The sequence below is a fragment of the Burkholderia cepacia ATCC 25416 genome, from assembly GCF_001411495.1.
GTDB lineage: Bacteria > Pseudomonadota > Gammaproteobacteria > Burkholderiales > Burkholderiaceae > Burkholderia > Burkholderia cepacia.
On sequence record NZ_CP012982.1, the window covers coordinates 3,324,900 to 3,336,995 of the forward strand.

Annotated in this window: 13 protein-coding genes; 6 read left to right on the forward strand and 7 right to left on the reverse strand. The window is 68.0% G+C overall.

Annotated elements, in window-relative coordinates; all coding sequences use genetic code 11:
• The first annotated feature begins 50 nt into the window (after positions 1-50).
• The 3 genes from lhpI to APZ15_RS32030 all read left to right on the forward strand — a co-directional run bounded on the left by lhpI (position 51) and on the right by APZ15_RS32030 (position 2,354).
• Complete coding sequence (gene lhpI / locus APZ15_RS32020; RefSeq protein WP_027791550.1) at positions 51-986, forward strand: bifunctional Delta(1)-pyrroline-2-carboxylate/Delta(1)-piperideine-2-carboxylate reductase; 936 nt, start codon at positions 51-53, stop codon at positions 984-986.
• Positions 987-1,153: 167 nt separating this feature from the next.
• Complete coding sequence (locus tag APZ15_RS32025; RefSeq protein WP_027791549.1) at positions 1,154-1,558, forward strand: response regulator transcription factor; 405 nt, start codon at positions 1,154-1,156, stop codon at positions 1,556-1,558.
• A 16-nt stretch (positions 1,559-1,574) separates the two neighbouring features.
• Complete coding sequence (locus APZ15_RS32030; RefSeq protein WP_027791548.1) at positions 1,575-2,354, forward strand: helix-turn-helix domain-containing protein; 780 nt, start codon at positions 1,575-1,577, stop codon at positions 2,352-2,354.
• 48 nt (positions 2,355-2,402) lie between these two features.
• On the opposite strand, the gene APZ15_RS32035 is transcribed toward APZ15_RS32030, so the two are convergent.
• From APZ15_RS32035 to APZ15_RS32060, 6 genes are all read right to left on the reverse strand, one after another.
• Positions 2,403-2,753, reverse strand: coding sequence for a hypothetical protein (locus APZ15_RS32035; RefSeq protein ID WP_027791547.1), 351 nt, complete (start codon positions 2,751-2,753; stop codon positions 2,403-2,405).
• Positions 2,754-2,908: 155 nt separating this feature from the next.
• A complete protein-coding gene (locus APZ15_RS32040) occupies positions 2,909-3,148 on the reverse strand; it encodes a hypothetical protein (protein ID WP_006479066.1) in 240 nt (79 codons plus the stop codon).
• A 22-nt stretch (positions 3,149-3,170) separates the two neighbouring features.
• Positions 3,171-3,455, reverse strand: coding sequence for a DUF1488 family protein (locus APZ15_RS32045; RefSeq protein ID WP_027791546.1), 285 nt, complete (start codon positions 3,453-3,455; stop codon positions 3,171-3,173).
• Between the two features lie 161 nt (positions 3,456-3,616).
• Positions 3,617-4,015 (reverse strand): DUF488 domain-containing protein, encoded by a 399-nt coding sequence (locus tag APZ15_RS32050; RefSeq protein ID WP_021159171.1) that lies wholly within the window; start codon positions 4,013-4,015, stop codon positions 3,617-3,619.
• Between the two features lie 164 nt (positions 4,016-4,179).
• A complete protein-coding gene (locus APZ15_RS32055) occupies positions 4,180-5,382 on the reverse strand; it encodes an amino acid aminotransferase (RefSeq protein WP_027791545.1) in 1,203 nt (400 codons plus the stop codon).
• A 45-nt stretch (positions 5,383-5,427) separates the two neighbouring features.
• Complete coding sequence (locus APZ15_RS32060) at positions 5,428-6,813, reverse strand: amino acid permease (RefSeq protein WP_021159173.1); 1,386 nt, start codon at positions 6,811-6,813, stop codon at positions 5,428-5,430.
• 319 nt (positions 6,814-7,132) lie between these two features.
• Between APZ15_RS32060 and APZ15_RS32065 the strand changes: the two genes are divergently transcribed.
• Positions 7,133-7,606, forward strand: a complete 474-nt coding sequence (locus APZ15_RS32065) for an Lrp/AsnC family transcriptional regulator (protein ID WP_021159174.1) — start codon at positions 7,133-7,135, stop codon at positions 7,604-7,606.
• 13 nt (positions 7,607-7,619) lie between these two features.
• On the opposite strand, the gene APZ15_RS32070 is transcribed toward APZ15_RS32065, so the two are convergent.
• Entirely contained in the window at positions 7,620-8,531 is a 912-nt protein-coding gene (locus APZ15_RS32070; RefSeq protein ID WP_049097555.1) for an EamA family transporter, read from the reverse strand.
• Positions 8,532-8,888: 357 nt separating this feature from the next.
• Between APZ15_RS32070 and APZ15_RS32075 the strand changes: the two genes are divergently transcribed.
• Positions 8,889-10,562 (forward strand): phospholipase C, encoded by a 1,674-nt coding sequence (locus APZ15_RS32075; protein ID WP_027791543.1) that lies wholly within the window; start codon positions 8,889-8,891, stop codon positions 10,560-10,562.
• 103 nt (positions 10,563-10,665) lie between these two features.
• The gene (locus APZ15_RS32080; RefSeq protein WP_027791542.1) at positions 10,666-12,084 is read left to right on the forward strand and encodes a cytochrome-c peroxidase; all 1,419 of its coding nucleotides are present in this window, start codon (positions 10,666-10,668) and stop codon (positions 12,082-12,084) included.
• The last annotated feature ends 12 nt before the right edge of the window (positions 12,085-12,096 follow it).

A 12,096-nucleotide genomic window follows, 5' to 3' on the forward strand; every position in this document is an offset into this window, starting at 1 on the left:
GCGCGGCATGCGCCCGTCGTCCACGCTCACCGACGCATGCGACGTACACGATGACCGCGCTTTCCCCGATTCCCGTTTTCGATGCGGCCGACACGGCCGCGCTGCTCGACTACCCGGCGCTGCTCGCCACGCTCAGGCAGGCCGTCGCCGACTATGCGGCGGGCGAAATCGTCAGCCCCGAGCGCCTGGTCGTGCCGCTGCAGGCCGGCGGCGTGATGCTGTCGATGCCGTCGAGCGCGCGTGACCTCGCGACCCACAAGCTCGTGAACGTGTGCCCGGGCAACGGCGCGCGCGGGCTGCCGACGATCCTCGGCCAGGTGACCGCGTACGACGCGACCACCGGCGAAATGCGCTTCGCGCTCGACGGCCCGACGGTCACCGGACGCCGCACGGCGGCCATCACCGCGCTCGGCATCCAGGCGCTGCACGGCGCCGCGCCGCGCGACATCCTGTTGATCGGCACCGGCAAGCAGGCGGCCAATCACGCGGAAGCGCTCGCGGCGATCTTTCCCGACGCGCGCCTGCACGTGCGCGGCAATCGCGCCGACAGCGCGGCGGCATTCTGCGCCGCGCACCGCGCGCACGCGCCGCATCTCGCACCGCTCGACGGCGACGCGGTTCCCGATGCGATCGACGTCGTCGTGACGCTGACGACGAGCCGCACGCCCGTCTACCGCGAAGCCGCGCGCGAAGGCCGGCTCGTGGTCGGCGTCGGCGCGTTCACCGCGGATGCCGCGGAAATCGACGCGAATACCGTGCGTGCCAGCCGGCTGGTCGTCGACGATCCGGCCGGCGCCCGCCACGAAGCCGGCGACCTGATCGTCGCGCAGGTCGACTGGCAGCAGGTCGCGTCGCTCGCCGACGTGCTGGGCGGCGCATTCGACCGCACCGGGCCGCTGCTGTTCAAGAGCGTCGGCTGTGCGGCGTGGGATCTGGCCGCGTGCCGAACCGCGCGCGATGCGCTCGACGCGCGCCGGGCCGGCTGATCCGGCAGCACGACCCGCCTGCCCCACAGGCGGCACGTCACACCGGGGCCGCTCCGGCGGTTTCCCGTACGCGTTGTAGGAATCGCCCTACAACGCGTCGCCGCGGCCTACATCAACTTCCAATTCGGCCGATTTCATTTTCGGCGGCGCAACACGATACTGCCGGCATGAATGCCAGCCAGTTGCCCGCCGCGCTCCGGGTGTTTCTCGTCGATCACGCCGTCGCCGTCCGACAGCGGATCGCGCTGCTCGTCGGCGCGATCCGCGGTGTCGCCGTCGTGGGCGAGGCGGAAGACGGCCAGGACGCGTGGACGCACATCCGCAGCAGCCAGGCGGATGTCGTGATCGTCGACCTGCGGCTGGCGGACGGCAGCGGCCTCGACCTGATCGGGACGCTGTCGAAGGCCGCGCCGCGCATCGTCACGATCGTGCTGACGAATCACTCGGCGCCGGCATTCAGAGAGGCATGCGCGTCGGCCGGAGCCGACTACTTCTTCGACAAGACCGTCGAATTCGACGCCGCATGCCGCGTCATCGAATCCCTGGTGCACGCTCGCGTGCACCGCCCCTGACGAGCCGGAGTGACTCATGTCCACAGCCACCGCCTGCGCCGCCGACGTATCCATCACGCCCCGGCCGACGATTTCGCTTCGCGCGGTCACGCGTGCCGACGCCGCCAAGCATCCCGCCGCGCGCTGCTCGGCGTGCGCGATGCGCTCGATGTGCCTGCCGCCGCAACTGACGGCCGCCGAATACGGCCGCCTCGACGCGATCATCTGCACGACCCGGCAGGTGCGCCAGGGCGATGCGCTGTTCCGCACCGACGATCCGTTCCAGAGCATCTACGCGGTGCGCGCGGGTTCGTTCAAGACGGTGATGATGCATCGCGACGGCCGCGAGCACGTGACGGGCTTCCAGATTGCCGGTGAAACGCTCGGGATGGACGGCATCGGCAGCGGCCAGCACTGCTGCGACGCGATCGCGCTCGAAGACAGCGTCGTGTGCATCATCCCGTTCGGCGCGCTCGAAGCGGCGTGCCGCGAGATCAAGCCGATGCAGCACTTCCTCTACCAGATGCTGAGCAGCGAGATCGTCCGCGAATCGAGCCAGATGCTGCTGCTCGGCACGATGTCGGCCGAACAGCGCGTCGCGCAATTCCTGCTGAACCTGTCGTCACGCTTCGAGGCGCGCGGCTATTCGGCGACGGAATTCAACCTGCGGATGACGCGCGAGGAAATCGGCTGCTATCTCGGGATGAAGCTCGAAACCGTCAGCCGGATGTTCTCGCGGTTCCATCGCGAAGCGCTGGTCGAAACGCGCGGCAAGCGCGTGCGCATCATCGACTCGCAAGCGCTCGCCCGGGTCTGACCGGGCGCGCCGGCGCCCGGCCGCCGGCGCGGCATCGCGTGCGATGCCTCATTGCGCCGCGCTGCCTGCCGCCGCATCGCGCAGCCCCACCCTTGCACCGCCCGCCTGGCATGCGATCAGCGCCTGTTCGGCCTGCATGAACGCGCGGCGCAGCGTGTCGTCCATGTCGTCGCCGACACACGCCGGCAGCAGCCAGAGCGACGTGTCGCGCATCACGAGGTCGAGCCGCACGTCGTACCGGCGCGCGCCATCGGCGGCGGCACGCGATTCGATGGCGAGGTGGCAGCCGTCGATCAGCGCGCGGAAGCGCTCGAGCCGCACCAGCAGCGCGCCGGCTTCGGCTTCGATCGCGGCGGTACCCGCGAATCCATGGCAGGCGATCTGCATGCCCACGCCCATGTCGTGTCTCCTGACGGGGCCGCCCGCTCGTCGACCGCCTTGCATATGCCGCCCGCATCGACATGCGGCGGCACGTGTTGCCCGTGGCACGGCGCGATTTCTTCGATCGCTGCCCGGCCGATAGTCTGCCCGCGCCTTCGTCGGCGCGGGATCGTTCATACGTTGAAGGTCTGCGACGCCTTCATCTCGATCCATGTCATGCCTGCCCGCAGCCCTTCGATCATCGCCTCACGCTCGGTCGGATACGCATGGCTGTGCTCGAACGTATGGTGAAAGCGCGCGGCGCCGGCGCCATGCTCGACCGACACGCGGCAGCGGAATTCGCCCGATTCGCACGGGCGCGTCTCGACTTCGACGGACCAGTCGCGTTCGTGAATGTTGCCCTGCAGTGTCATGCACCCTCCTGCTGTATCCGTCTCAGAGCCGGAAGTGGCCGCTGTGCAACAGCACCGGCCGGCCGCCGATTTCCTCGAGCATGCGTCGCGCCATCGCCTCGATTGCCGACCGGTGCGCTTCGAATGCGGCCAGCAGGTCGCGTTCGAGCAGCGACGGCGCGCCGAAATGATCTTCCAGCGCCTCGGCCGTGACCGCGCACTGCACGCAACGTCCGTCGACCAGCGCCGAAAACGCCACGACCAGGTCGCGTGCGCAATATTCGGGCGGTTCCGGCGGGAAGGCAATCTGCATCTGTCCGCCTGTCATCGTCGTGATGGCTCCATGACAAGAGCATAGTGGCGCGCGCGCCTCCACGCTTGACCCACGTCAACGGGTTCGCTGCGCTGCACGATGGACGGCGCGGCAGCGTGCCGGCCGCGACTGCGCGACGCCCCCTCGCTCGCTTTCAACCCGCCTTCAACCCACATTCAACCCGCGTCGGGCTCGATCGTCGCGCCGCGTTCCGCGAGCAGTTCGCGCAGCACGCTGCGGTGGCAATGGCGTTCGTCATCGCAATAGCAGCCGATCGAGAACGCGGTGGTCGCCGACAGCGCCGCCAGCAGGTCGAGCACCTTCGGCGCGTCGCCATGCGCCATCTCCGCGCGGAAGTGACGCCGGAACGCGTTCCATTCGGCGTCCGTTTCGGCGGCCTGCGCCTGCGCGACGAGTTCCGGGCTCGGAGACAACGTCGGCAGCCATACATCATAGTAGTTGCGCGACGCGAATTCCGCCTTCGGCACGCCGCGCGGCGGCCGCCGCACCGTGCCGATCCGCAGGCCCTCGCCGGCCGCGCGCGGCGTGCCGAGCTGGATGATCCGGATGCCCATGTCGCTCCTGTTCGTGTTGCGTCCGATTGCGTGATCGTACCGCCGCGCCTGCGCCCCCGTCAGCCGGGTGGCGGACATTGCAGCCGCACAAAGAAAAACCGGCTGCCCCCTTGCGGGAGACAGCCGGTTCGGCCAGCCGCGTTGCGCGCCGGGGCGCGCCGCGATCAGACGCCGCTCTTCAGCACCTTGCCGATCGCATCGGCGACGATGGCGACGTTCGAGTCGTTCAGGCCCGCGACGCACATCCGGCCCGAACGCAGGATGTACACGCCGTGCACTTCGCGCAGCGCGTCGACCTGCGATTCGGTCAGGCCCGTGTACGTGAACATGCCGCGCTGCTTCACGTAGCGCGTCAGTGCCTCGCCGCTGACGTGGTCGCGCAGGCCGTCATGGATCGACTGGCGCATCCGCGCGATGCGGCGGCACATCGCCGCCAGTTCCTCTTCCCACTGCTTGCGCAGTGCCGGCGTACCGAGCACGGTGGCCACGACCTTCGCGCCGTAGGTCTGCGGGTTGCTGTAGTTCGAGCGCACGGCACCGGCCAGCTGGCCGAGCACGCGGTCGGCCGCGGCGGCATCCTCGCAGACGACGCTCAGGCCGCCCACGCGTTCGCCGTACAGCGAGAAGTTCTTCGAGAACGAGTTTGCGACCAGCGCCGGCACGCCGCGGCGGGCCAGTTCGCGCACCGCGAACGCGTCCGCGTCGAGGCCCGCGCCGAAGCCCTGGTAGGCCATGTCGACGAACGGCAGCAGCCCGCGCGCCTCGATCACGTCGATCAGCTTCTCCCACTGGCCTTCGTCGAGATCGACGCCGGTCGGGTTATGGCAGCACGCGTGCAGCAGCACGATGCTGCGCGCCGGCAGCGCGTCGATCGCCGCGAGCATCGCGTCGAACTTCAGGCCGCCCGTCGCCTCGTCGTAGTACGGATACGTGTTCACCGTGAAGCCGGCGCGTTCGAAGATGAAGCGGTGGTTTTCCCAGCTCGGATCGCTGAGCCACACCTGCGAATCCGGGAAATAGCGCTTCAGGAAATCGGCGCCCACCTTCAGTGCGCCGGAGCCGCCGAGCGTCTGCAGCGTCGCGATGCGGCCGGCCGCGCGGGCCGGGTGATCGGCGCCGAACACGAGCGCCTGCACGGCGTCGCGATACGCGGCGAGGCCGACCATCGGCAGGTACGGCTTCGCGCCGAGGTCGCGCTGCAGCGCGGTTTCGGCTTCGCGCACGGCGCCCATCACCGGAATCCGGCCTTCGGCGTCGAAGTAGATGCCGATGCTCAGGTTGACCTTCTGGTCGCGCGGATCTTTCTGGAAGTTCTCGTTGAGCGTCAGGATCGGGTCGCCCGGGTACGCGTCGATGTGTTCGAACATGGCTTGAGTCTGTCTCGTTTGGAAGAATGATCGGGCCGGCCTGCGTCAGCGTGCGGATGCGCCGTCGTGCACCGCATAGCCTGCATTCTTCTGACGGAAGCGATACCCGACCGCGAGCACCGCGAGCCATACCGGGATCAGGTACACCGACAGGCGGAGATCCGGCGTCAGGTACATCACGACGAGAATGCCGGCCATGAATGCCAGGCACAGGTAATTCGTGAAAGGATAGCCCAGACTGCGGAAGGAAGTCTCCTCCCGGGCCGCACGCTTCGCCTGGCGGAACTTCAGGTGGATCAGCGTGATCATCGCCCAGTTGATGATCAGCGCCGACACGACGAGGCCCATCAGCACCTCGAACGCCTTGCCCGGCATGAAGTAGTTGACCAGCACGCACACGCCGGTCGCGAGCGCCGACGCGCCGAGCGCGGCGAGCGGAATGCCGCGCTTGTTCACCGAGCACAGCACCTTCGGCGCATTGCCCTGCTGCGCGAGGCCGAACAGCATCCGGCTGTTGCTGTACACGCCGCTGTTGTAGACCGACAGCGCGGCCGTCAGCACGACCACGTTCAGCACGTTGGCCACCAGGTTGCTGCTCAGCGCGTGGAAGATCAGCACGAACGGGCTACCGCCGGTGACGACCTTTTCCCACGGATACAGCGACAGCAGCACGGCGAGCGCGCCGATGTAGAAAATCAGGATCCGGTAGATCACCTGGTTGGTCGCGCGCGGAATGCTGCGCTTCGGATCGTCGGCCTCGGCCGCGGTGATGCCGATCAACTCCAGCCCGCCGAACGAGAACATGATGGCGGCCATCGACATCACGAGCCCCGACACGCCGTTCGGGAAGAAGCCGCCGTGCTGCCACAGGTTCCGGACGCTCGCCTCCGGGCCTGCATGGCCGCTCGCGAGCAGCCAGCCGCCGAAGCCGATCATGCCGACGATCGCGGCGACCTTGATGATCGAGAACCAGAATTCCGTCTCGCCGTACGACTTCACGCTCGCCAGGTTGAGCAGGTTGATCGCGACGAAGAACACCAGCGCCGACACCCAGGTCGGCACGCCGGGCCACCAGTACTGCACGTAGATCCCGACGGCCGACAGCTCGGCCATGCTGACGAGGATGTACAGCACCCAGTAGTTCCAGCCCGACAGGAAGCCGGTGAAGTGGCCGACGTACTTGTTGGCGAAGTAGCTGAACGAGCCGGCGACGGGCTCGTCGACGACCATCTCGCCGAGCTGGCGCATGATGAAGAACGCGACGATGCCGGCCACCGCGTAACCGAGCAGCACGGACGGGCCCGCCATCTTGATCGTCTGCGCGATACCGAGGAACAGCCCCGTGCCGAGCGCGCCGCCGAGCGCAATCAGCTGGATGTGCCGGTTCTTCAGCCCGCGCTTCAGGCCGTCGCTCTCGTTTCCAGAAACCATGTCTTCTCCACTCTGTCCGCCTCCGCCTGAAGCGGGGTGCGGCGCGCCTCGGTGTGCCGGGCGCTGTTTTGCTGTGCCGGGGCCGTTCGTGGAGCCGCCGGGTTGGGGACTGCAATCTTCGCGTGGCGGCGCCCGATTCGCGTCGGCGTCCCCGCCAGACCGGCCGCCGACCGTCGCCGCGCCCGCCTTGCTGCGATCGCACACGAAAATCCGGCGTCAGTTTAGCGTCGCGACGGCGAAATCGGGTTTCGTAACCCGCTCATGCAAACCCTACATTATGAGATAAGATTGCACCCAGGAGACGGATGAGGAAATAAAAATGCATGAACCGGTTCTGGATCGCCTCGATCGCCACTTGCTCGCGATCCTGCAGGAGAACGGCCGCGCGTCGAACCTCGATCTGGCGAAGGCGGTCGGCCTGTCGCCCGCGCAGACACTGCGCCGCCACCGGCGGCTGGAGGAAATCGGCGCGATCCGCCGCTACGAAACCCGGCTGTGCCCCGATACGCTCGGTTTTGGCGTCACCGCCTTCGTGCACGTGACGATGGAGCGCGGGCATATCCGCGACCTGTCGAAGTTCCAGAAACTCGTGTCGGATCTCGCGCAGATCCAGGAGTGTTTTTCAGTGACGGGCGATATCGACTACGTGCTGAAAGTCGTCGCGCGTGACCTGAAGGGGCTGTCCACGTTCCTGCTCGAGACGCTGATGCGCATTCCCGGCGTGAGCGGCGTGCATTCGAGCGTGTGCCTCGACGAGATCAAGTGCACGAGCGCGATGCCGGTGGAAGGCTGAAGCACCGGGCCGCTTACCTCACTGCCTCGAACGCACTGATCAGCAACGCCCCCGCCGCGATCACCAGGCAACCGGCCGCCCGGCGCGGCGTCAGCCGCTCGCCAAGATATACGCGAGCGATCAGCGCCGCGAACACCACGCTCGTTTCCCGCAGCGCCGACACCGGCCCCATCGGCGCGCGATCCATCGCCCAGATCACGATGCCGTACGCGAGCGCCGCGAACACGCCGCCGCACGCAGCCTTCGCCGTTTCGCCGACATCCTGCGTCAGCCGTAACGGCCCCGCCCGCAGCCGGTAGTACGCGGCCATCATCGCGCCCGTCAGCACGAACATCCACGCGGTATAGCCGACCGTGTTGCCGCTTTCCCGCACGCCGATTCCGTCGACCACGCTGTAGGCCGCGATCGACACGCCGGTCGCGAACGCGGTCGGCAGAACCTGCATCATCCGGTGCTTCGCGTCGCGCCCGCGCTCCAGGCCGATCGCCAGGATGCCCGCGCAGATCAGCACGAGCCCGCATTGCGCGCCGGCATTCAGGTGCTCGCCCGCAAACACCGCCGCGCCGAGCGTGACGAGCAGCGGCGCGGTGCCGCGCGCGACCGGATACGCGACGGTCAGGTCGCCGTGCTCGTACGCGCGCACCAGCAGCAGCGTATAGACGACGTGGAGCACGGCCGATGCGACGACGCAGAGCCAGCTCGCGGGCGTGATCGGCGCGGCGGCCGGCAGGAACAGCAGCGCGAACAGCCCGATGGCGATCTGCAGCACGGTGGCCGACCGCAGCCGGTCGCCGCTGCTGCGGACGAGCGCATTCCATGACGCATGCAGGAACGCGGCACACAGAACGGCAAACAGAACGGGGATCGGCACGATGCGTACTCGCTGACGGTCGGCCACGCGAAATCGTCGCCGCAGGGCGTTCATCGTATGAATACGTCATCCGGTTGTCAAAAAACCTGCGCTGCGCAGCGTCCTGTGCCCCCGCGCTGCCATGCCGTTTCGCCTGTCCCGCCCGCCCCGTGAGGCATCCGCGGCAATCGCCCCGCCCGCCGCGGAATGTGACGCGAAGGTGGCAGGCGGTCCGCCCCTTTCCGTTCTCTTTCGGTTCGCGCCCCGGCGTAATGAAATCGATACCGCAGCGCAATCGGCGCGAAACCACTCCGTCCCCATATCTTCATACGGGACTGTTTCAATGCGCGTGCTCTCTCACGAGCTCCGCGCCGAACCGACACGGCGACGGGGCCGCTCTCCACCATCGAAGACCTTACCTGGAGTTTCCCGATGTTCCGTCAAGCCTTGCTCGTCACCGCCTGCGCAGCCGCGGCGCTGGCGCTGTTCGCCTGCGGCGGCAGCGACGATCCCACGTCGACGCCTGCCGTGTCGTCGCAGGATGCGCTGCAGACCGCCACGCCGATCAAGCATGTCGTCGTGATCTATGGCGAAAACATCTCGTTCGACCACTACTTCGGCACCTACCCGAACGCGACGAACCCGTCGGGCGAACCGGCGTTCACCGCTAAAGCCGGCACGCCGACGCCGAACGGGCTGACGGGCACGCTGCTCACCGCGAACCCGAACTTCACGAACACGGCCAACGGCACCGACGCGGCGAACCCGTTCCGCCTCGACCGCACGCAGGCCGCGACCGCCGACCAGAACCACGCGTACACGGCCGAACAGCAGGCCGAGGACAACGGCCTCGCCGACCTGTTCCCGAAATACACCGGCAAGGGCTCGTCCGGCGGCGCCGGCGCATTCGGCACGAAGGGCCAGGTGATGGGCTACTTCGACGGCAACACCGTGACCGCGCTGTGGAATTACGCCCAGCGCTTCGCGATGAGCGACAACACGTTCACGACGGTCTACGGCCCGTCGACGCCCGGCGCGCTGAACGTCGTGTCCGGCCAGACCAACGGGATGCAGATCGTCAAGACGTCGAAGCAGCCTTCGACGCTCGCGTCCAGCTCGTACTACATCAATGACGGCCAGGGCGGCCTCACGATGATCAACGACGTCGACCCGGGCTTCGACGTGTGCTCGAGCACGACCGACCAGGCGATGATGACGGGCAAGAACATCGGCGACCTGCTGAACGGCGCGAAGATCACGTGGGGCGGCTTCATGGGCGGCTTCAACCTGTCGACGACGAACGGCAACGGCACGACGGGCTGCGCGCGCAGCACGGTCGCGACCGCCGTGAACGCCGCGACGGCCGACTACATCCCGCACCACAACTGGTTCCAGTACTACGCGTCGACCGCGAACCCGCAGCACACGCGCCCGAGCTCGGTCGCGGCGATCGGCTCGAGCTTCCAGACCGACGGCAAGACCGCCGAACCCGCGAACCACCAGTACGACACGGACGACTTCTTCGCCGCCGTGAAGGCCGGCAACTTCCCGTCGGTCAGCTACCTGAAGGCCCCGGCCGCACAGGATGCGCACGCCGGCTATTCGGATCCGCTCGACGAGCAGGCGTTCGTGACGAAGGTCGTCAACTTCCTGCAGCAGCAGCCGGACTGGCAGAACACGGCCGTGATCGTCACCTATGACGACTCGGACGGCTGGTACGACCACGTGTACACGGCACCGACGCGCGCGTCGTCCGATCCGGTCGACCAGGTCAACGGCAACGGCAAGTGCGGCACGGGCGGCACCACCGGCGTGAACGGCTCGACCGTGAACGGCCGCTGCGGCCCGGGCGTGCGCATTCCGCTGATCGTGATCTCGCCGTACGCGAAGCAGAACTACGTCGACCACACGATGCTCGACCAGTCGTCCGTCGTGCGCTTCATCGAGGACAACTGGCTGGGCGGCCAGCGCATCGGCGGCGGTTCGTTCGATGCGACGGCGGGCGACCTGCGCGCGCTGTTCGACTTCTCGTCGAAGCCGAACACGACGCCGCTGTACCTCGACCCGACGCTCGGCACCGCATTGAGCGCGGCACCGGCGATCTGACCGGTATTGCATGACCGCATGGCCGGCGCCTCACGCGCCGGCCGTTTCCGTTTGTTCCGTTCAACGCGCCGCTTCGTGCGGCGCCCGATTCCCGACCGACAGCATGACAGCTCGCCCCGCGTTCCCGTCTCCCGACGCCTCCGGCACCGCCGCGCCGCGCGCCCCTTCCCGCCTTCTGCGCCGCGCGGCATTCGCGATCGGCGCCGCCGTGCTCGGCTACGGCGCGTTCGCGATCGCGTTTCCCGCGCAGGTACCGGCGGCGATCGGCACCGTCGTCGCCGACTGGACGGGGGCGAACCCGCATCCGGTCGTGCTGCAGCGGCCCGCCGCGCAGCCGCTGTCGACAGTCGCGCAGCTCGGGCGCGCGCTGTTCGCCGACCCGTCGCTGTCCGCGTCGGGCAAGCAGTCGTGCGCGTCGTGCCACAGCCCCGATCACGCGTACGGCCCGCCGAACGCGCTCGACGTGCAGCCGGGCGGCCTCGCGATGACGCAGCAGGGTTATCGCCCGCCGCCGTCATTGATGTACCTGTACCGCCAGCCGAACTTCAGCATCGGCCCCGACGCCGGTGAAAACGACGCCGCACCGAGCGTCGCGCAGCAGGCCGCTTCGGCTGCCGGCGTGGTGAAGGCGCAGAAGGTGGCCGGCACGTCGGCCGCGCCGCAACTCGTGCCGCAGGGCGGGATGTTCTGGGATGGCCGCGCCGATACGCTGCAGCAGCAGGCATTCGGCCCGCTGCTGAATCCGGTCGAGATGGCGAACGCGAGCATCGACGACGTCGCGCGCAAGCTCGCGCAGTCGTCGCACCGCGCCCAGCTCGAGCAACTGTTCGGCGCACGCGTGTTCGACAGCCCGCAGCTCGCGGTATCGGAAGCGATGTTCGCGATCGCGCGCTACCAGGTGGAGGATCCGTCGTTCCACCCGTACAACAGCAAGTACGATCGCTGGCTCGAAGGCCGTGCTCGGCTGACTCGTGCCGAACTGCGGGGGCTACGCCTGTTCAACAACCCGGACAAGGCGAATTGCGCGGGCTGCCACCTGTCGAAGCCCGGCAAGGACGGATTGCCGCCGATGTTTACCGACTACCAGTACGAGGCGCTCGGTGTGCCGCGCAACCAGCAGCTCGCGCAGAACCGCAACCCGGCGTTTCACGATCTCGGCGTGTGCGGGCCGTTCCGCGACGACCTGAAGGACCAGACGCAGTATTGCGGGATGTTCCTCACGCCGACGCTGCGCAACTCGGCGACGCGCCATGTGTTCTTCCACAACGGCGTGTTCCACACGCTCGACCAGGTGATGGCGTTCTACAACGAGCGCAGCATCTCGCCGCAGAAGTTCTATTCGCGCGGCGCGGACGGCAAGGTCGACGAGTACGACGACATTCCGCCGAAATACCGCGCGAACGTCGACGTGACCGATGCGCCGTTCGATCGCAAGCCGGGCGACAAGCCTGCGATGACGGCGCAGGACATCAGGGATATCGAAGCGTTTCTGGGAACGTTGAACGACGAGCCGGCGCGCTGACAGGCCGGCTGT

Coding starts and splice junctions, on each gene's coding strand:
- lhpI (WP_027791550.1), top strand. CDS start 51: ATGACCGCGCTTTCCCCGATTCCCGTTTTCGATGCGGCCGACACGGCC.
- APZ15_RS32025 (WP_027791549.1), top strand. CDS start 1,154: ATGAATGCCAGCCAGTTGCCCGCCGCGCTCCGGGTGTTTCTCGTCGAT.
- APZ15_RS32030 (WP_027791548.1), top strand. CDS start 1,575: ATGTCCACAGCCACCGCCTGCGCCGCCGACGTATCCATCACGCCCCGG.
- APZ15_RS32035 (WP_027791547.1), bottom strand. CDS start 2,753: ATGGGCGTGGGCATGCAGATCGCCTGCCATGGATTCGCGGGTACCGCC.
- APZ15_RS32040 (WP_006479066.1), bottom strand. CDS start 3,148: ATGACACTGCAGGGCAACATTCACGAACGCGACTGGTCCGTCGAAGTC.
- APZ15_RS32045 (WP_027791546.1), bottom strand. CDS start 3,455: ATGACAGGCGGACAGATGCAGATTGCCTTCCCGCCGGAACCGCCCGAA.
- APZ15_RS32050 (WP_021159171.1), bottom strand. CDS start 4,015: ATGGGCATCCGGATCATCCAGCTCGGCACGCCGCGCGCGGCCGGCGAG.
- APZ15_RS32055 (WP_027791545.1), bottom strand. CDS start 5,382: ATGTTCGAACACATCGACGCGTACCCGGGCGACCCGATCCTGACGCTC.
- APZ15_RS32060 (WP_021159173.1), bottom strand. CDS start 6,813: ATGGTTTCTGGAAACGAGAGCGACGGCCTGAAGCGCGGGCTGAAGAAC.
- APZ15_RS32065 (WP_021159174.1), top strand. CDS start 7,133: ATGCATGAACCGGTTCTGGATCGCCTCGATCGCCACTTGCTCGCGATC.
- APZ15_RS32070 (WP_049097555.1), bottom strand. CDS start 8,531: ATGAACGCCCTGCGGCGACGATTTCGCGTGGCCGACCGTCAGCGAGTA.
- APZ15_RS32075 (WP_027791543.1), top strand. CDS start 8,889: ATGTTCCGTCAAGCCTTGCTCGTCACCGCCTGCGCAGCCGCGGCGCTG.
- APZ15_RS32080 (WP_027791542.1), top strand. CDS start 10,666: ATGACAGCTCGCCCCGCGTTCCCGTCTCCCGACGCCTCCGGCACCGCC.